This window comes from Tessaracoccus zhenghani (assembly GCF_054552775.1).
The window spans coordinates 1,509,242-1,527,395 of sequence record NZ_CM137275.1; the positions used below are offsets into that span (position 1 = coordinate 1,509,242).

An 18,154-nucleotide genomic window follows, 5' to 3' on the forward strand; every position below is an offset into this window, starting at 1 on the left:
CCGTCAAACCAGTTGCAGCTCCCCGACCGCCGCTGACCTCGCGTCAGTGGCGGTCGGTGCTTTGAGCACCGCTTCGGCTGCGCGGCGGCACTTCTCGACGGAGACCTTCGCCAACTGCACACCCACTCCTGGCACGGCCGCCGCCGCCATCGACAGGCTGGTGATGCCCATCCCCACCAACACACAGGCCAGGGCGGGATCCGCCGCCGCCTCGCCGCACACCCCCACCGGCTTCCCCACCCGCTGGCCGGCATCGGCGGTCATCTTCACCAGCCGCAGGACACCCGGCTGCCAGGGGTTGGTCAGATGGGCCAACTCCGGTGCGAGGCGGTCCGCCGCCATCACGTACTGGGCGAGGTCGTTGGTGCCGATCGACACGAAATCCACTTCCCGCAGGATCTCCTCGGCCAGCAGCGCGACGGCGGGCACTTCGACCATGATCCCGGCGACGAGGTCCCGCTGCCGGCATTCGCGGGCGAATCCGCGCGCCTCGTCGACGGTGGCGATCATCGGTGCCATCACCCAGGGCCTCGGCTCGCGACCCCGGGCGGCGAGTGCGATGGCGTCCAGCTGCCGCCGGACCAGGCCCGGTTGCGACATCGCGAGCCGGTGCCCGCGGATGCCGAGGGCGGGGTTCGGCTCGTGGGGCAAGGAGGCGAAGGGCACGGGCTTGTCCGTGCCCGCGTCGAGGGTGCGCAGGACGACCTTGCGCCCCGGGAACGCGTTGAGCACCTGGGCGTACGTGTCGGCCTGCTGCGCGACCGGTGGCTCGGTGAGGGAGTTGAGGAACCCCAGTTCCGTCCGGTAGAGGCCGACTCCGCTCACCGGGCCGGTCGCCGCGGCGCGGGCGGCGGCGCCGTCAGCGACGTTGGCCAGCAACTGGACGGCGGTGCCGTCGGCAGTGGCAGCCGGGCCCGTCCACCCGTCGATGACGGCGCGCCGGCGCAGGTCGGCCGCGACGAGCGCGTCGGCGTCCAGCTCCGAGAGCCGCCTGGAGAGGGTACCGGCGGCGCCGTCGAGCAGCACCACGTCACCGTCGGCGATGGACTCCAGGTCCGTGACGCCCACGACGCAGGGCAGGCCCCGCTGCCTGGCGATGATGGCGGTGTGGCTCGTGGGCCCGCCGAGACGGGTGGCGATGGCGATGATGAGATCGAGGTCGAGATCTGCGGTGTCGGCCGGCGACAGGTCGTCGGCGAGCAGGATGGAGGGCCGCTCCGGCGTCGGCACCCCGGGCTCCGGCTGGCCGGACAGCCTCGACACCACCCGGTCGCGGATGTCGCCCAGGTCTGAGACCCGCTCCGCCATCACCCCGCCCAGGCGCCGGAACGTCGCGGCGATGGATTCGATGGCGTTGATGGCGGCGGTGGAGGCCGGCACGCCGGCGGCGATGGCCTTCAGCGCGGGCCGCACCCAGCCGCGGTCGCTGGCGAGTTGAGCGGTAGCCGTGAGCACCTTCGCCGCGGCTCCATCGGCCCGACGGGCCCGCTCCTCGTACCCGGCAGAGACGCTCTGCACGGCCTGCATCAATTCCTCAGCGGCCGCCTCGCGGTGGTCCGCGGCAAGCGCGTAGAGCGGCGCGGGAGGCGTCAGGTTCGGCCGCTTCCACACCACGGGCGCCTTCACCACTCCGGCAACGACTCCAGTGCCGCGCACGACGTCAGTCATGGTCCTCCCACCTCCAGGGTCGACGCTGTCAATGTACTTCCCCTTCGGCCACATGGCTATGCTGGGGCGGGAGTCCGCGCAAAGTCGCGCCTGGGCCGTGAAAGGAGCCGCTCGTGCCGAGCAAGACTGTGACCGTGGGGTCGACGGTGGGCCTGCATGCCCGCCCCGCAGCCCTCATCGCCGCCGCCGCCGGGGAGTTCGACGACGACATCACGCTGTCCACGGGGGGCGAATCGGTGGATGCCGCATCCTCATTGCTGATCATGACGTTGGGGGCCGAGAAGGGCCACCAGGTGACGGTCACCTCAGACAACGTCGCTGCGGTCGAGCAGATCGCCACGATGATCGAGCAGGACCTGGACGCGTAGCGCCTCACACATCGAACCAACCGTCGCCGGCCGTCTCCAGCGCCGCCTGCGTGGTGTTGCCCACCTCACGACCGACGGCGGCGTACTTCTCGTAGGCCCGCGTCAGGTAGGTCTTCACCGAACTGAGAGAGATCGGCGGGTCGAACTGCCGGCCGATGGCCTTCACCGGCACACCCTCCCCCGCCAGCCGGAGGCACTGCAGTTCCTGCGGCGAGAGGCTGGGGACGCTCTCGGCCTCTTGGAGGAGCGTGGCGGCCATGACGCTGCTCTGCGACCATCCCCCGTCGGCGACATCGCGGATCGCCTGGACCAGCACCTGGGCGGGGTCCGATTTCAGCACCAGCCCCCGGGCACCCGCCTGCATGGCCAGCATGACCGGCACCCTGCGGTGCTCCGCGGTGAAGGCGATGCTCCACACGTTGCGGGCGGTGAGCGCCTCGATCGTTTCGTGTCCGGAGATCCGGCCGTCGAGGAAGAGGTCCACGACGGCGACGTCCGGGCTGATGCTGTCCAGATCGGCGAGCATGGCCGACGGCTCCGTGTAGGAGCCCACCATCTCGAGGTCGCCCCCTGCGAGCTGGGGCAGGTCGCCCAGCGAACGCAGAATGAACTCGTGGTCGTCGAGGACGACAACCCGGATGGGTACAGGCTGAGCCACGTCAACTCTCCTTGCCGGTTCTGAACTGGGTGAAATCCGGGTCAGCAACGCTGACCCAGCGTTGCAGGGGTGAATGCTCCGCCATGGCGACGGCGGGGGTCGCCGTCACGGTGGCGGTGCCCTCCTCGGCTGAAACCAGCAACTGGGCCTGATCCTCGCCGGGCCGCCCCAGGTGCCCGAGCAGCTCAGCGAGATCGTCCGACATCGAGCCGACGTCGCCGGTCAGCAGCCGGGCATCCCACCCCGCACCGCGGAGCCTGTCGAGTTCCGAGGCGAGGCGCAGTGGACCCGGCCACAGGCGCAGTTCATCGCGCATGCGGGCGCCGAGGCGGGCCGCACGCGCACGCGTCTCCGGGGCGAAGGGGTCGCGACTGCCGTCGGCGATCTCTCCGAGGAAGGCGCCGGTGAGTTTCTCGGCGCGCGCGAGCCAGCCGTGCCAGACCCCGTCGCGCACCTGCGCCGCCTGGGCGCGGAGTTCCGCGGCGGCGGCGAGACGTCGGGTGACATGCAGGTGCCGCGACACCGCCTGCGCCCCGAACACCAATACCAGCGTCACGATCGTGTAGAGAAGCACGGCGAGGATGCCGCCGAAGTGCGAGCCGATCGTGGCCTGCCAACCGAGCGTGAGCCAACTGGTGGTGACCGCGCCCACCACCACGACTCCGGCCAACGGCACCGCCACCCTGACGGGCTGGCCGGGCAGGCCGATGATCAGGAGCGCCGACACCAGCGACGGTGCCCACAGGTCCCAGTCGGTGCTCGGTCCGCCCTGGACGGCGGCGTAATTGACGATGAACGTGATCATGCCGACGCCGCACAGCACCGCCGACTGCCACGGCGCCAGGCCGCCCCCGCGCACCGCGACGGCGCCCACCGCGATCAGCAGGGCGACGATGACCGTGATGGCCATGGGGAAGGCCGCGCCGGGCCACTCCAGGGTCAGGATGTGCAGGGCGCTGGCCGCGACCAGCGGAAAGGGGCACCAGGAGATCAGGCGGCGGGCCCGCTCCCCCAGGCCGCCCGGCTCGGGAGGCGGCGCCGGCCACTGCATCTCGACCGTCGTCCCGTTGGCCCCGGAATGCACGCGCGCCTCGCCCCCGATGGCCGCTACGCGCTGCACCACGGAGCCTTCGAGGCCCAGGGACTGCCCGCGCGGTGCCATCACGTCGAATCCCGGCCCCTCGTCGGTCACGGTCACACGCACCGTTCCGCCGCGCTGGACCAACAGAACCTCCGGGATGCCCGACGTGTGCTTCAAGGCGTTGCGGACGGCCTCCCTCGTGGCGCCGACCAGGGCCTGGGCAACGGAGAGCGGGACGAGGAGGGTCTCCGGTTCGCAGGTGATGACCTGCCTGCGGGGCTTCAGTGAGCGGTGCAGCATGGCACACACGTCGACGGGCTTGTCGTCTGTGAGCGGCTCCGGCATCTGGGCGAGTCTCTGGCGGGCCTCCTCACAGGACGCGCGCACCTCGTCGGCGCTGGCTGCACTCCACGTCGCGCCCATGCGCTGCAGGGCGTGCAGCAGCGAATCATGCATCTCGCGCCGCAGACCGGCGAGGGCCTCTGCGCGGGCGGCCGACTCCCCCGCCTCCTGCTCCTGTTCGGCGCGCAACTGCCGGCTGGCGAGGTATTCCTCGGTGATGGCGATCGTGATCAGGCGGGCCACCACGAGGACGCCGAGCCCACTGAGCGTGTAGGCGAGGCTGCGGACCTGCGGCCTCCATTCGAGCTGCTGGGTGCCCACGACGACGGCCAGGCCGAGCACGAAGGTACCGGCGAGGACCACGAGTTGAGGCTTGTTGTGGCGCAGCACGATGCCGTAGGTGAGCAACGTGCCGAACCACGCGTCGGTGCGCCAGTGACCGGGCACCGCGAGGCCTTCCCCCAGTTGGCCGACGACGATGATGGCGGTGGCGACGACGGTGAGGCCGACGATGAGCCAGCCGAGCCTCCGGAACCACAGGCAGTCGATGGCGACGAGGACGTGAGCGACGAAGAGGATCCCCACGCCGGTGAGGAGGTACGTGGGGTCGTCCTGGGAGATGCCTCCGACGAGCTTGGGCATGCCGAGGATCGCGATGATCGCGACGGCGACTTCGATCGGCCTCTCACGTGACGCCCCGCCTCCGCGCGGCCAAGGCCGCAGAACCTCCTGCGGCCGACCCTGCCGGCGGTCAACGTCCGGCGGCTCCGTCGTCTCCAGCGCCACGGGTTCACAATAACGCGAAAAGGAGGATGATGCCCCTGGTCTCCCCCAAATGGCCAGGGACATCACCCTTCACGAGAAGGACCCCCCATATGCGCCCGACTCTGGTCATACTCCACCACTGTCCGCGACGTCCGTACAGTCGTCCATACGGACGACACTGGAGGCGGCTAGGGTGGGGCACCCCGGCAACGTCGCTAGGAGGCCCCATGCCGCTCCCAGAACCACTCGCCCGCAGACTCCGCCTGCCCGTGGTCGCCGCTCCGTTGTTCCTGGTCTCCGGCCCGGAACTGGTCATCGCAGCCTGCCGCGCGGGCGTGCTCGGCGCGTTCCCGGCGCTCAACCAGCGCACCACGGAGGGGCTCGTCAGCTGGCTCGAACGGATCGACGGCGCACTCACCGCCTCGGACGCGCCCTACGCGGTGAACCTCATCGTCCATGCCACCAACACCCGGCTGACCGCCGACCTCGAGGCCGTCGTCTCCCACAGGGTGCCGGTCGTCATCACGTCGCTGGGCGCGGTGCCTGACGTCGTGGAGGCGGTGCACTCCTACGGCGGGCTCGTGCTGCACGACGTGACCACGCTCCGGCACGCGCAGAAGGCGGCCGACGCGGGGGTGGACGGCCTGATCCTCGTCTCGGCCGGAGCCGGCGGCCATGCGGGCACCACCAATCCGTTCGCACTCATGGCATCCGTGCGGCCATGGTTCGACGGCATCGTCGCACTGGCCGGCGGCATCACCAGTGGGGCCGACGTGCTCGCCGCGCAGGCGCTCGGGGCGGACCTCGCGTACATGGGCACCCGCTTCGTCGCCACCGCGGAGTCGCGCGCCTCGGACGACTACCGCAGGCTGATCGTCGAGGCCGGAGCCGCCGACATCGTCTATACGCCCGAGGTCAGCTCCATCCCTGCGAACTTCCTCGCCGCGAGCCTCGCTGCGGCCGGTGACGAGACCCGCGACGAGTACACGGCGTGGCGCGACATCTGGTCCGCCGGCCACGGGGTGGCGGGCATCCATGACATCCCGACGGTCGCCGAACTGGTCGACCGCCTCGCGGCCGAGTACGACGCGGCCCGCACGCGGGTGGGTTAGGACTGGTCGCGGCGGTCGGCCGCGTCGAGCTTCTCCTCCATCTGCGCGATGAGTTCCGGCGTCATCGCCGGCAGGCGGCCCGTGTCGAAGAGCCCGCCGGAAAGGTCCGCCGGGTCTAGGGCGTCGTCGATCTCCTCCGCGGTGAGGTTGCCCTCCGCCAGCACCAGTTCCCGGATCGAGCGCCCGCTCGCGAGGGCCTCCTTGGCGATCTTGCTGGCATGCAGGTAGCCCAGCTTCGGCATCAGCGCCGTGACCACGCCGACGGACGTCGACACCTGCTTGTCCAGGCTCTCGCGGTTGACGGTGATGCCGTCGACGCAGTTGATCCGCAGCGTGCGCACAGCGCGGCGCAGCCAGGTGCAGTTCTGCAGCAGCACGTGCGCCATGACGGGCTCGAACGCGTTGAGCTGGAGCTGCCCGGCCTCGGCCGCGAAGGACACGGTGATGTCGGCGCCCGCGATCACGAACGCCACTTGGTTGACCGCCTCCGGGATCACCGGGTTCACCTTGCCCGGCATGATCGAGCTGCCGGCCTGCACGGGCGGGAGGTTGATCTCCCCGAAGCCCGCCTGCGGCCCCGAGCTGAGCAGCCGGAGATCGCTGCAGATCTTGCTGAGCTTCATCGCGGCGCGCTTCATCACCGACGACGCGGAGATGAACACGCCGGTGTCGCTGGTGGCCTCGATCAGGTCCGGGCCGTTGTGGAGTTCGGGGTGTCCCGTGATCACGCGCAGGTGCCCGATCACCGCCTTGGCGTAGCCGTCGGGCGCCGTGATGCCCGTGCCGATGGCCGTGGCGCCCAGGTTCATCTCCTCCAGCAGCGGCAGGACGTCCTGGATGCGGTCGATGTCCTCGCCCAGGGTGGTGGAGAACCCACGGAACTCCTGACCCACCGTCATGGGCACCGCGTCCTGCAGCTGGGTGCGCCCCACCTTCAGCACGTCCTTGAACTCGCGGCCCTTGGAGGCGAAAGAGTTTCGCAGCAGCCTCATCTCCTGACTGAGCCGCTCCATGGCGTAGACGAGGCTGAGCTTCACCGCCGTCGGGTAGGTGTCGTTGGTGGACTGCGAGCGGTTCACGTGGTCATTGGGCGAGATGTAGTCGTAGTCGCCGAACGGCCTCCCGGCCAGCTCCAGCGCGCGGTTGGCGATCACCTCGTTGAAGTTCATGTTGGTCGAGGTGCCGGCCCCGCCCTGGATGACACCGACGACGAACTGGTCGTGGAGTTCGCCGTCGACGATGTCCTGGGCCGCCCTGTCGATGAGGTCGGCGCGCTCCGCGTCGAGCACCCCGATGTCGCGGTTGGCTCTCGCCGCGGCCTGCTTCACCTGGGCGTAGGCGACGATCAGGTCCGGGTACACCATGATCTGGCGACGGCTGATGTAGAAGTTCTCCACTGCCCGCAGCGTGTTGATGCCCCAGTAGACGTCATCCGGGATCTCACGCTCCCCCAATGAATCACGCTCGATGCGGACCACGATTCCTCCTCGCTGAAGAACAACACCGTCACGCTACCCGACATGGTTGAGTTACCACCATGGATCTGATCGCCTGGGTGATTCTGAGGGACGACGTGGACCGCGTGCTGCTGGCACGGCGCAGCGGCACCGTGCTGGCCGACGGGCTGTGGAACCTGCCCGGCGGCCACATCGAGGACGGTGAGCCCGCCGTCGTCGCCGCGGCACGGGAGGCGTGCGAGGAGATCGGGGCCACCGTCGACGCCGGGGACCTGTCCCACGTCGGCCTGCAACGCTTCGACGTGCCCTACGGCGCCACCCGGGCGCAGGGCTTCAACTTCTTCTTCGAGTCGACCGTGTGGCACGGCGACCTGGCGCCGGGCGAGGCGACGTCCGAGGTGGGATGGTTCGCCGTCGACGACCTGCCGGAGGACTCGCTTACGTGGCTGCCCGCGGCCCTCCACACGCATCTGGTCGAGGGCCGCTTCTACGTCGAGGATGTCGGCTGACAGGTATTTTTGCCCGCCGGACCCTTGCACTACATAACGTAGTAGAGTCCCCGTAACTCCACCCACCGTCGTCGAGGAGGCGAGCAGCGTGGCCCGGCCCGGCATCAGCACCTGGTTGACCGCCCCCAACATCCTGCGCGCCCTCATCATCTTCGTCATCGGATCCCTGTTCGGAGTGGGCCTCTTCACCTTCGGCTACGCGAAGGGCGCCTCCTACCTGAGCAACAACCCCGAGACCTGCATCAACTGCCACGCGATGGAGAGTCAGTGGGACGGGTGGAAAGCCAGTAGCCACAGCGCTGTGGCGGGCTGCAACGACTGCCACGCCCCCCACGACAACCAGGTGCACAAGTGGCTGGTCAAGGGCGAGAACGGCTTCTGGCACGCGCTGAAGTTCACCACTGGGTGGTATCCGGAGAACATCGAGATCCGTGAGTCGAACCTGAAGGTCACGAACAACGCGTGCCTGTACTGCCACGCCGATTACGTGGACGAGATCCACCTCACCAGGGCCGAGGGACAGCAGGTCACCTGCACCCAGTGCCATTCCGACGTCGGACACAAGTAGGGATCATGAGCACCAGTGCACACCAACCTCGCCAGAAGAGACTGTGGGCGGACTCCGGTAAGTGGATCGTCGCCATCGCCGTGGTGGCGGTGGCCACGTTCGGGCTGACCGCACTGCTGATCACCATCATGGAGCGCCAGACCGAAGCCCAGGCGCCGTTCACCAAGGTGGTGGAACTGGAGGAGACCACCGTCGATCCTGCGGTCTGGGGCCAGAACTTCCCGGTGCAGTACCAGGATTACCTGAAGACGGCAGAGATGGGCCCGACGAAGTGGGGCGGCAGCCACCCCGTCGCCCAGGACGTCGACGGCGACCCGCGCACCGAGATCTCCTCGAGCCGCCTCGAAGAGGACCCCCGTCTGGTCACCATGTGGGCCGGCTACGCGTTCGCGACCGACTACCGCCACGCGCGGGGCCACGCCTACATGCTCGAGGACCAGCGCCACACGCTGCGCGTCCAGGACTTCGACCAGCCGGGGACCTGCCTCAACTGCCACGCCTCCACCGTCGCGCTCATGGACGAGCTGGGCGACGGCGACCGAAACGCCGGCTTCGCGAAGATGAACTCCATGTCCTACGCCGAGGCGAGCGACATGGTGGACCACCCGGTCGCCTGCCTCGACTGCCACGACCCCGACACCATGCAGCTGCGCATCACCCGCCCCGCCTTCGAGGAGGGCATCAAGGCACTCAAGGCCTCCGAGGGCATCGAGGACTACGACGTCAACAGGGACGCCACGGCACAGGAGATGCGCAGCTACACCTGCGCCCAGTGCCACGTCGAGTACTACTTCGAGAAGGACACCAAGGAGCTCGTCTTCCCCTGGACCAAGGGCATTGACATCGACGACATCTGGGAGTACTACGAGGAGGACGGCCACGTCGACTGGGTGCACAAGGAGACCGACGCCGAAATGCTGAAGGCCCAGCACCCCGAGTTCGACATCTGGTCCAACGGCATCCACGCCGCGTCCGGCGTCAGCTGCGCTGACTGCCACATGCCCTACGTGCGCAACGGTGCGCAAAAGGTGTCGGACCACCACCTGCAGAGCCCCCTGTTCGACGCCAACGCCTCCTGCGGCACCTGCCACAACGAGAGCGGCGAGGAGATGACGACGCGGGTGGAGAACATCCAGGACCGCTACCTCCATTCCCGCAACCAAGCCTTCGACGCGCTCGTCGACCTCATCGACGGGATCAAGCGGGCGCAGAGCGACGGCGTGGACGCCGCGCGGATAGCCGAGGCCCAGGAACTGCAGAAGAAGGCCAGCTTCTACCTCGACTACGTCTACTCGGAGAACTCCAACGGGTTCCACGCCCCCGCCTACATCCACCGCATCCTGGGCGACTCGCTCGACGCGTCCCGCAAGGGCCAGATCGTCCTGACCGGCGTGCCGGTGGCCGACTTGGGTCCGAGCGACGTCACCAGGCAGTACGAGGAGCTGATCGCCGGTGAAGACAACTGACATCCTCGAGTTCCTCGACACCGCCCCGGACGAGGTCCGCCCGTGGGCGGAGGAACAACAAAGGGTCCTGCGGGCCGGCGGGGAACCGGCCGCTGCAGCGAAGGGTGTGCCGCGCCCCCGCTTTCGACGCCTGATCGACACGTGGGCCAAGCCGCTACTGATGGCGGCGACCGTCTTCGCCATCATCTTCGGCGTCTGGTTCCTCGGTCGGCCCCCCGCAGAGCCCGCAACCGCCCCGCAACAGACGCAGCTGGGCGAGGCGGCCTCGCGTTCGGTCGATGTGCAGCGGGTGGCGGAGTTGACCGCCCAGGTGCGGGCCACCCCGTCGGACATCGACGCCCGGCTCGAGCTGGGCGTCCTCCTGCTGGAATCCGGCGACCCGGTGGGCGCCGAGGAACAGTGGCTGGCGGCCGCCGACCTCGACGCCGAGCGGGTCGAAGCAATCTACAACCTCGGCTTCCTCTACATGTCGAAGGAGCCGGCCGACGAACAGAAGGCCCGCGACGCCTGGGAGCGGGTGCTCGAGATCGAACCAGATTTCCCGCAGGCCGACGTCATCCGAAACCACCTGCCGCAGGGATAGCCCATGAGCCAGCTCGACGACCGACCCCTGAGCGCCCCCGAGGACCCGCTCGTGCTCGGTGATGAGCCCGAGGACGCGCCGAGGGGGCGCCGCGAAGGGCCGTTCCGCTCCGTCTACCGGTTCCTGCACAACAAGGTCGTCGGCCTCGCCATCATCCTGGCCATGGCCTTCCTCACCCTCCTCGGCACCCTGGTGGCGCAGGCGCCAGGCAGCGTGCTGGATGACCCTGCCTCGGCGCAGCAGTGGCTCGACTCCGTCCGCCCACGCTTCGGGGGCTGGACCGATGTCCTCCACTTCCTCGGCTTCTTCAACATGTACCGGTCGGTGCCCTTCCTCGCCGTCGTGGCCCTGCTGGCCCTGTCGATCATCGCCTGCACCACCCACCGGGTCCCCATGCTGTGGAAGCGCGCCACGCGTCCCCACCTGCACGTGACCGAGGGCTTCTTCAGCCACGCCCGCTACCGCGCCGGGCGCACCATCCCCGTCGCGCCGGAGCGGGTGGAGGCGGTGGCCCGCAGGGCGCTACGGGGCCGGCGCTTCCGGGTGCTCGACGACGACCGCGGCCCCGGCCTGAACCTCTACGCCGACCGGTTCCGCTGGGGGCCCTTCGGCACCGCGATCGCCCATGCGAGCTTCGTCATCATCCTGATGGGTTTCGTAGTGAGCGCGTTCTGGGGACTCGACACCCACCTCAACGTCCCCGTCGGGACGAAGGTCGCCGTCGGCAACGGCACCGGCTACGAGGTGGAGGCCGTCTCCTTCCATGACGCCTACAGCGAGGACGGCCGCCCCGTCGACTACGTCTCGCACCTGGTGGTGCACGAGGACGGCGTCCCGGTCGCAGAGCAGCGCGAGGTGCGGGTCAACGAGCCGCTGCGCTTCGACGGCGTCAAGTACCACCAGGCCAGCTTCGGCATCGCGACGATGATCCTCGTGGCCGAAGGCGACACCACCCTGTTCATCGGCGGCGTGCCGCTGCAGTGGACCAGCCGCGACGGCAGCAACGCGCTCGGCCGCTTCGAGATCCCCGACAAGGGCCTCGAAGTCATCGTCGTCACCCCCGCGTCGGGCCGCTCGGGGTCGACGATCCCCGCCGGCGAGGCCGTCTTCGAGGTCTACCCCGAGGGCGCCGACGAGCCGCTGGCCGTCCTGCCCGCCGCGCAAGGTGCGCCCGTGGAGGCTGGTGGGCTCACATTCACGTTCGAGCGCGAGATCCAGTTCACCGGTATCACGGTGCGCTCCGACCCGGGCACCGCGTGGGTCTGGGCAGGATCGGCGCTGATGGTGTTCGGCATGTTCCTGACCTTCATGCTGCGGCACCGGCGCATCTGGGTGCGCATCACCCCCGACGGCGACGGCAGTTGCGTGCGCGTCGCGTCGTCGGAGAAGGTCGACGTCCTGTTCGAGCGCGAATTCACGCGCGTCGTCTCTGAGATCACCACCGGAAGGGCACCGAAGCCATGATGGAACTCGCTGAGTACTGCCTGACGGGCGCGGTCATCGTGGCCGGGTTGGCGCTCCTGCTGAACATCGGCGCCGTCACCTCGAAGAAACGGGCCCTCGAGCGGGCCGAGGCTGCCACGTCGCGGGAACTCGTGGGTAGCGGCGGGCCCACCGTCGGTGGCCTGCCAGCGCCCGATTACGCGGACTACGGGGTCACGCCGCAGGCCGACACCGCCCGCACGGGCAGCCACGGCCTGGCGTGGTACGGCACCGCGTTCACGGTCATGTCGCTGCTGCTGCTGACGGCCTACATCGGCATCCGCATGTCGGTGACGGGCCACGGCCCGTTCTCCAACCAGCACGAGTTCGCCGTGGCCTTCGCCTGGGGCATCCTGCTGGCCTATCTGGTGTTCGAGTGGCTCTACCGGCTCCGCGCCCTGTCGCTGGCGGTGCTGCCGGTGTCGCTCGGGATGATGGTCTACGCGATGAACCTCGACGCGACCGTCAATCCGCTGGTGCCGGCACTGCAGAACTCGGTGATGCTGACGCTGCACGTCGGGTTCGCTGTGATTTCCTACGGCACCGCCTGCGTCTCGTTCGCCGCCGCTGTCCTCTGGCTGGTGCGCCCGAAGGTCAAGGCGCGCTGGCTGCCCGGCCAGGACACCCTGGACGACATCGGCTACCGCGCCGCGGCGCTCACGTTCCCGCTCATCACGATCATGATCGTGCTGGGCGCGATCTGGGCCGACACCGCCTGGGGTCGTTACTGGGGCTGGGACCCGAAGGAGACCGCAGCGTTCGTGACGTGGCTGATCTACGGCGGCTACCTGCACGCCCGTGTGGTGCGGAACTGGCGCGGGAAGAAGGCCGCGTGGTTGCTGGTCATCGGCTTCGCCATGGTGCTGTTCGCCTACTTCGGCAACCACTTCTTCGGCGGGCTGCACTCGTATGGGTAACAACCGCATCGTCTCCGTCGTGGTGCTCGTGCTCACCACCGCTCTGATCCTGGGCGGGGTCTGGCTGCTTCGCGGCGGCACCGCCGAGGGCGCCGTGAGCGAGGTGACAGTCGCCGAAGGTGGCGGCCGCGCCCCGAGGGTCGGCGAGAGCGCCGCCGACTTCGCCGCCCTCACCATCGACGAAGCTGCCGTGCGGCTCTCCGATTACGAGGGCAGGCCGGTGTGGCTGATGTTCAACGCGACGTGGTGCGCCTCCTGCCGGGCGGAGAACCCCGACGTCCAGGCAGCCCATCTGGCCCACGACGACGTCGAGGTGCTGGCCGTGTACCTGGGCGAGACCACGCGCGACGTCGCGCCCTACGCCGAGAAACTCGGGCTGTCGTACACGCACCTCGTGGACCCCACCACGCAGGTCTCGGCCCAGTACCAGGTGCGCGGCGTGCCTATGCACTTCTTCATCGACGCGGACGGCAGCGTGCGGTCTGTCCGCGCCGGCACCCTGAACCGCGCCCAGATGGACGAGGAACTAGCCAAGATCGCCGGTTGAGAGCTTCTGCAGGAGGAGGGTTTCCGCCAGCGCAGCTTTGGCGAAGTCGCCCAGGTCCAGGGACTCGTCGGTGCCGTGCATCCGCGAGGTGGGATCCACCACGGCGGTGACCAGCACCAGCGCGCCCTCGTTGCGGCTGGCGAACTCACCGACGATCGGGATGGAGCCGCCGATGCCCATCTCCACGGGCTCGACACCGAACGCCTCGCGGATGGCGGCAACGGCGGAGCGGGCTCGCTCGTCGTCGAGCGAGGTGCGGCTGCCCGCTCCCCCGCGCTCCGACTGGATGTCGATCTGGGCCCCCCAGGGGGTGTGCCTGATCAGGTGCTCGCGCAGCGCCCGGTCCGCGGCGACGGGGTCGTCGCCCGGGGCGAGGCGGACGCTCACCTTGGCGCGGGCCGACGCGATGAGCGTGTTCGACGCGTCCTTGACGGACGTGGCGTCGATGGCCAGCACGGAGCAGGCAGGCTTCGTCCACATGCGCGCCGAGGCCTTGCCCTCGCCGATCCACTGCACGCCGTCGAGGATGCCCGCCTCCGCACGGAGCTGTGCGTCGTCCTCGTAATCAATGGTGGGCTCGGGGTCGACGGCCAGCCCCTCGATGGCGACGTTGCCCTTGTCGTCGTGCAGGGTGGCCAGCACCCGGCACAGGGTGGTCAGCGCGTCTGGCGCGAGGCCGCCCCATTGGCCGGAGTGCACGCCAGATTCGAGCGTGGAGACCGTGACCACCGCGTCGATGAGGCCGCGCAGCGTGGTAGTGAGCGCCGGCTGGCCCACCGTCCAGTTCATGGAATCCGCGATGATGAAGACATCGGCGGCCAGTTGTGCGCCGAAGGTGTCCAGGAGTTGCTGCATCGACGGGGAGCCGATCTCCTCCTCGCCCTCGATGAAGACCTTCACGCCCACCGGGGGCTTGCCCTCGAAGGCGCGCAGCGCGGCCAGATGAAGCGCGACGCCCGCCTTGTCGTCCGCGGACCCGCGCGCGTACAGGCGGCCGTTGCGCTCCGACGCGCTGAACGCCGGCGTGGTCCACGCCTCGGGATCCCCGATGGGCTGGACGTCGTAGTGGGCGTACAGCAGCACTGTGGGCTGCCCCTCGGGCGCCGGGAAATGACCGTAGACGGCCGGCTTGCCGCCGGCCTCGAGGAACTCCACCTGGGGGCACCCCGCCTCGCGCAGCAGTTCGGCCACCATCTCCGCGGCTGTCAGTACGTCATCATCGTGCTGGGGCACCGACGAGATCGAGGGGATGGCGATGAGACGCTCGAGGTCGGCGAGGACGGACGGCAGTACAACGTTGACGCGGTCATGCAGGCTCATGGGCCCAGACTACTACTTCCGCGTGAGCCGAAGATGTATTCTGTTTGCATGAAACAACGGCCCCCGATGATCGCGCCGCTCCTGCGCACGGACCTCCAGGGGGAACTGCTGGCCGCGCTGTTCCTGCACCCGGAGAAGGAGTACACGCTCACCGACCTCTCCCGCCTCCTCGACGCGGGGCTCAGCACGGTGCACACGGAGGTGGAGCGGCTGGCCGAGGCCGGCATCATCCGCGAGCGCCGCATCGGGCGGGCCCGGCTGGTCCGGGCGGATCCCGCGCATCCGCTCACGCCGTCGCTCACCGAGATGCTGACGCTCACCTACGGACCCCCCGCGGTGCTGCCGTCCCTGCTGTCACGGCTGAAGGGCGTGGAGGAGGCCTACCTCTACGGGTCCTGGGCCGCGCGCCGGTTGGGCGACCCCGGCCCGTACCCCGAGGACGTCGACGTGCTGGTGATCGGCGCCGTGTCCCGCCGCTCGGCGAGCCGAGTGCAGGCCGAGGCGACCGGGCTCCTGCGCCGCGACGTCAACCTGACGGTGCTCCCCGCGGAGGAGTGGCACCAGCCCACCACGGGCTTCGCCAAGACCGTCCGCTCCGGCCCACTCGTGCCACTGACGCTGTCGTAAGCTGGCAGCATGTCGCGCTCGGCCCTGGCAGACCTCATCAAAGAGCGCCGCGTCGAGTCCGTGGCGCGGGACCCCCAGCAGGTGGCCACCCTGCGCGAGCAGGCGCGGGCACACCTGGCCAGTTCGCGGATGATCGGGCACACGGACGTGGCCGGCGCCTTCTCACTGGCCTATGACGCCATCCGCAAGGAACTCACGGCGCTGCTGCTGGAACACGGGCTCCGGGCGAAATCCGCCGGCTCGCACGCGGCCACCGGTCAGGCCGCGGGCATCCTGCTCGAGGGGTTCGACACCTTCGGTTTCGAGTGGTTGCGCCTGGTGCGCAACGCCACCGAGTACGGATCGACGAAGCGCCCCGGCGCCACCATGGAGGACGTGGAAGAGGCGTGGGAGTTCGCGCGCGAACTCGGCGAGTTGCGGCCTAGGCCATCGCAGCGGGAATCGGCGAGAGCCAAACGCTCCTCGCCTCCTCAGCCGACACCGTGAACTGACCGACGAACTCGAACTCGTCACCCTCCGTGACCTCGCCCAGGCGCTGCACCGGCACGCCGTGCTCGGCGCAGAGCGCCTCGAAGTCGGCGACGTCGCCGCCGGCCAGCGACACGATCGCGCGCGCCGCGGACTCCGCGAACAACTCGACGGTGGGGTCGCCCTCGGGCAGCGTCACCGCGAAACCGGTGCCACCCTTGAACGCCGACTCCGCGAGCGCCACCCCCAGGCCGCCCTCGCTCAGGTCGTGCGCCGACGAGAGCAGGCCGCGCCTGGCGGCCTCGCCCATGACCTTGGCCAGTGCCATCTCGGCGCCCAGCTTGACCACCGGCGGCAGGCCGCCCAGGTGGCCGTCGTGCGCGGCCGCCTCCCAGATGGAGCCGGAAAGTTCCTCGCCGGTCTCGCCGAGCAGCAGGATGGAATCACCGGGATGCGTGAACGACGCGCGGATGCGGGTGGCCACGTCGTCGATCACGCCGAGCACGCCGACGGTGGGCGTGGGGAGGATGGGCTCCTCCGCCGTCTGGTTGTACAGCGACACGTTGCCGCCGGTGACAGGGATGCCCAGCTCGCGGCAGGCGTCGACCAGACCCAGGATGGCCTCCGCGAAGGTCCACATGACCTCCGGGTCCTCCGGCGAGCCGAAGTTCAGGCAGTCCGTGATAGCCACCGGTTCCGCGCCGGTGACCGCCACGTTGCGGTAGGCCTCGGCCAGCGAATGCTGGGCGCCCAGGTACGGGTTGAGGTAGGTGAAACGCGAGTTGGCGTCCAGCGCGAGCGCGATGCCCAGGCCGGTCTCCTCGTCGATGCGCAGCATTCCCGAGTTCTCCGGCTGCGCCAGGATGGTGTTGCCGCGCACGTAGCGGTCGTACTGCTGCGTGACCCACGTCTTGTCCGCCACGTTGCCGTGCGCCAGCACCCGGAGCAGCGCGGTGCGCAGGCCCTCGGCGGTGTTGTCGCGCGGCAGGTCCTCGGCGCGGTCCGCCTGCACGTCGTCCAGCCACTCGGGGCGGTGGTACGGGCGCTCGTAGACCGGGCCCTCGTGCGCGACAGTCTTGGGATCGACGTCGACGATGGTCTCGCCGTTCCATTCGATCAGCAGGCGGTCACCCTCGATGACCTCTCCCACGACGGTGGCCTGGACGTCCCACTTGCGGCAGATCTCCATGAACCGCTCGACGTTGCCGGGCTCGACCACGGCCATCATGCGCTCCTGCGACTCGCTCATGAGGATCTCCTCAGGAGCGAGGTTGGGGTCACGCAGCGGCACCAGGTTGAGGTTGACGAACATGCCGCCGTCGCCGGCGGAGGCCAGTTCCGAGGTGGCGCAGGAGATGCCTGCGGCGCCGAAGTCCTGGATGCCGTTGATGATGCCCGCCTGGAACAGCTCCAGGGTGCACTCGATCAGCAGCTTCTCCATGAACGGGTCGCCCACCTGGACGCTGGGGCGCTTCGCCGGGCCGTCCTCGTCGAACGTCTCCGACGCGAGGATTGACGCGCCGCCGATGCCGTCGCCGCCCGTGGCCGCACCGAACAGGATCACCTGGTTGCCGACACCGGAGGCGTGCGCCAGGTGGAGGTCCTCGTGGCGCAGGACGCCCACGCAGAGGGCGTTGACCAGCGGGTTGCCCAGGTAGGAGGTGTCGAACTGGACCTCGCCGCCGATGTTGGGCAGGCCGAGGCAGTTGCCGTAGCCGCCGACGCCGGAGACGACGCCGGGCAGCACCCGCCGGGTGTCGTCGGCGTCGAGGGGGCCGAAGCGCAGCGAATCCATCACGCCGATGGGACGCGCGCCCATGGCCAGGATGTCGCGGACGATGCCGCCGACGCCGGTGGCGGCGCCCTGGTACGGCTCGACGAACGACGGGTGGTTGTGGGACTCCGCCTTGAACGTGACGGCGTAGCCCTGACCGATGTCGACGACGCCGGCGTTCTCGCCGATGCCCGCCAGGAGCGGTCCCCGCGGGGTCTCCTGGGACAGGGTGCCGAACTTCTTCAGGTGCACCTTCGACGACTTGTACGAGCAGTGTTCGGACCACATCACCGAATACATCGCCAGTTCCGCCGACGTGGGGCGCCGGCCGAGGATGTCACGGATCATCTGGTATTCGTCGTCCTTGACGCCGAGCGCAGCGTACGGCTGCTCGACGTCGGGGCTCTGGAAGGCATTCTCAACGGTGTCTACCACGGGGACA

At 69.4% G+C, this 18,154-nt stretch carries 17 protein-coding genes; 11 read left to right on the top strand and 6 right to left on the bottom strand.

Annotated features, from left to right (window positions below):
- Window positions 1-3: 3 nt before the first annotated feature.
- Window positions 4-1,668, bottom strand: a complete 1,665-nt coding sequence (locus ACX1DX_RS07250) for a phosphoenolpyruvate--protein phosphotransferase (protein WP_459398091.1) — start codon at window positions 1,666-1,668, stop codon at window positions 4-6.
- 113 nt (window positions 1,669-1,781) lie between these two features.
- On the opposite strand from ACX1DX_RS07250, the gene ACX1DX_RS07255 reads away from it, so the two are divergent.
- Window positions 1,782-2,036, top strand: coding sequence for an HPr family phosphocarrier protein (locus ACX1DX_RS07255; protein ID WP_182763901.1), 255 nt, complete (start codon window positions 1,782-1,784; stop codon window positions 2,034-2,036).
- Window positions 2,037-2,040: 4 nt separating this feature from the next.
- On the opposite strand, the gene ACX1DX_RS07260 is transcribed toward ACX1DX_RS07255, so the two are convergent.
- Window positions 2,041-2,694: a response regulator gene (locus ACX1DX_RS07260; RefSeq protein WP_459398092.1), complete on the bottom strand. Its 654-nt coding sequence runs from the start codon at window positions 2,692-2,694 to the stop codon at window positions 2,041-2,043.
- A gap of 1 nt (window position 2,695) precedes the next feature.
- Window positions 2,696-4,903 carry a sensor histidine kinase gene (locus tag ACX1DX_RS07265; protein WP_459398093.1) on the bottom strand — a complete coding sequence of 736 codons (2,208 nt, stop codon included), beginning with the start codon at window positions 4,901-4,903 and terminating at the stop codon, window positions 2,696-2,698.
- A 206-nt stretch (window positions 4,904-5,109) separates the two neighbouring features.
- On the opposite strand from ACX1DX_RS07265, the gene ACX1DX_RS07270 reads away from it, so the two are divergent.
- Window positions 5,110-5,994, top strand: coding sequence for an NAD(P)H-dependent flavin oxidoreductase (locus ACX1DX_RS07270; protein ID WP_459398094.1), 885 nt, complete (start codon window positions 5,110-5,112; stop codon window positions 5,992-5,994).
- Here the strand turns inward: ACX1DX_RS07270 and ACX1DX_RS07275 are convergent.
- Entirely contained in the window at window positions 5,991-7,472 is a 1,482-nt protein-coding gene (locus ACX1DX_RS07275) for an aspartate ammonia-lyase (protein WP_459398095.1), read from the bottom strand. The two genes, ACX1DX_RS07270 and ACX1DX_RS07275, sit on opposite strands and share 4 nt — an antisense overlap.
- Window positions 7,473-7,531: 59 nt before the next feature.
- Between ACX1DX_RS07275 and ACX1DX_RS07280 the strand changes: the two genes are divergently transcribed.
- The 7 genes from ACX1DX_RS07280 (at window position 7,532) to ACX1DX_RS07310 (ending at window position 13,523) form a co-directional block, all read left to right on the top strand.
- Window positions 7,532-7,960 carry an NUDIX domain-containing protein gene (locus ACX1DX_RS07280; protein ID WP_459398096.1) on the top strand — a complete coding sequence of 143 codons (429 nt, stop codon included), beginning with the start codon at window positions 7,532-7,534 and terminating at the stop codon, window positions 7,958-7,960.
- 88 nt (window positions 7,961-8,048) lie between these two features.
- Window positions 8,049-8,528 (top strand): cytochrome c nitrite reductase small subunit, encoded by a 480-nt coding sequence (gene nrfH / locus ACX1DX_RS07285; RefSeq protein ID WP_182763906.1) that lies wholly within the window; start codon window positions 8,049-8,051, stop codon window positions 8,526-8,528.
- A gap of 5 nt (window positions 8,529-8,533) precedes the next feature.
- The gene (locus ACX1DX_RS07290; protein ID WP_182763907.1) at window positions 8,534-9,994 is read left to right on the top strand and encodes an ammonia-forming cytochrome c nitrite reductase subunit c552; all 1,461 of its coding nucleotides are present in this window, start codon (window positions 8,534-8,536) and stop codon (window positions 9,992-9,994) included.
- Entirely contained in the window at window positions 9,981-10,577 is a 597-nt protein-coding gene (locus ACX1DX_RS07295) for a tetratricopeptide repeat protein (RefSeq protein WP_459398097.1), read from the top strand. The genes ACX1DX_RS07290 and ACX1DX_RS07295 overlap by 14 nt, the downstream gene beginning before the upstream one ends.
- A gap of 3 nt (window positions 10,578-10,580) precedes the next feature.
- Window positions 10,581-12,041, top strand: a complete 1,461-nt coding sequence (locus ACX1DX_RS07300) for a cytochrome c biogenesis ResB family protein (protein ID WP_459398098.1) — start codon at window positions 10,581-10,583, stop codon at window positions 12,039-12,041.
- Window positions 12,038-12,976, top strand: a complete 939-nt coding sequence (ccsB, locus tag ACX1DX_RS07305) for a c-type cytochrome biogenesis protein CcsB (RefSeq protein ID WP_459398099.1) — start codon at window positions 12,038-12,040, stop codon at window positions 12,974-12,976. The genes ACX1DX_RS07300 and ccsB overlap by 4 nt, the downstream gene beginning before the upstream one ends.
- Window positions 12,969-13,523, top strand: coding sequence for a TlpA family protein disulfide reductase (locus ACX1DX_RS07310; protein ID WP_459398100.1), 555 nt, complete (start codon window positions 12,969-12,971; stop codon window positions 13,521-13,523). The genes ccsB and ACX1DX_RS07310 overlap by 8 nt, the downstream gene beginning before the upstream one ends.
- Here the strand turns inward: ACX1DX_RS07310 and ACX1DX_RS07315 are convergent.
- Window positions 13,503-14,843 (bottom strand): dipeptidase, encoded by a 1,341-nt coding sequence (locus ACX1DX_RS07315; RefSeq protein ID WP_459398101.1) that lies wholly within the window; start codon window positions 14,841-14,843, stop codon window positions 13,503-13,505. The genes ACX1DX_RS07310 and ACX1DX_RS07315 overlap by 21 nt on opposite strands.
- Before the next feature lie 48 nt (window positions 14,844-14,891).
- Between ACX1DX_RS07315 and ACX1DX_RS07320 the strand changes: the two genes are divergently transcribed.
- Both ACX1DX_RS07320 and ACX1DX_RS07325 read left to right on the top strand, forming a co-directional pair.
- Window positions 14,892-15,470 (top strand): ArsR family transcriptional regulator, encoded by a 579-nt coding sequence (locus ACX1DX_RS07320; RefSeq protein WP_459398102.1) that lies wholly within the window; start codon window positions 14,892-14,894, stop codon window positions 15,468-15,470.
- A 9-nt stretch (window positions 15,471-15,479) separates the two neighbouring features.
- Window positions 15,480-15,956 carry a hypothetical protein gene (locus tag ACX1DX_RS07325; protein ID WP_459398103.1) on the top strand — a complete coding sequence of 159 codons (477 nt, stop codon included), beginning with the start codon at window positions 15,480-15,482 and terminating at the stop codon, window positions 15,954-15,956.
- Here ACX1DX_RS07325 and purL read toward each other — a convergent pair.
- Entirely contained in the window at window positions 15,892-18,147 is a 2,256-nt protein-coding gene (gene purL, locus ACX1DX_RS07330) for a phosphoribosylformylglycinamidine synthase subunit PurL (protein ID WP_459398104.1), read from the bottom strand. The genes ACX1DX_RS07325 and purL overlap by 65 nt on opposite strands.
- Window positions 18,148-18,154 lie beyond the last annotated feature (7 nt).

Bases quoted from the DNA above. Each gene is read 5' to 3' on its own strand.
- ACX1DX_RS07250 (WP_459398091.1), bottom strand. From the start codon at position 1,668: ATGACTGACGTCGTGCGCGGCACTGGAGTCGTTGCCGGAGTGGTGAAG.
- ACX1DX_RS07270 (WP_459398094.1), top strand. From the start codon at position 5,110: ATGCCGCTCCCAGAACCACTCGCCCGCAGACTCCGCCTGCCCGTGGTC.
- ACX1DX_RS07280 (WP_459398096.1), top strand. From the start codon at position 7,532: ATGGATCTGATCGCCTGGGTGATTCTGAGGGACGACGTGGACCGCGTG.
- ACX1DX_RS07290 (WP_182763907.1), top strand. From the start codon at position 8,534: ATGAGCACCAGTGCACACCAACCTCGCCAGAAGAGACTGTGGGCGGAC.
- ACX1DX_RS07300 (WP_459398098.1), top strand. From the start codon at position 10,581: ATGAGCCAGCTCGACGACCGACCCCTGAGCGCCCCCGAGGACCCGCTC.
- ccsB (WP_459398099.1), top strand. From the start codon at position 12,038: ATGATGGAACTCGCTGAGTACTGCCTGACGGGCGCGGTCATCGTGGCC.
- ACX1DX_RS07310 (WP_459398100.1), top strand. From the start codon at position 12,969: ATGGGTAACAACCGCATCGTCTCCGTCGTGGTGCTCGTGCTCACCACC.
- ACX1DX_RS07315 (WP_459398101.1), bottom strand. From the start codon at position 14,843: ATGAGCCTGCATGACCGCGTCAACGTTGTACTGCCGTCCGTCCTCGCC.
- ACX1DX_RS07320 (WP_459398102.1), top strand. From the start codon at position 14,892: ATGAAACAACGGCCCCCGATGATCGCGCCGCTCCTGCGCACGGACCTC.
- ACX1DX_RS07325 (WP_459398103.1), top strand. From the start codon at position 15,480: ATGTCGCGCTCGGCCCTGGCAGACCTCATCAAAGAGCGCCGCGTCGAG.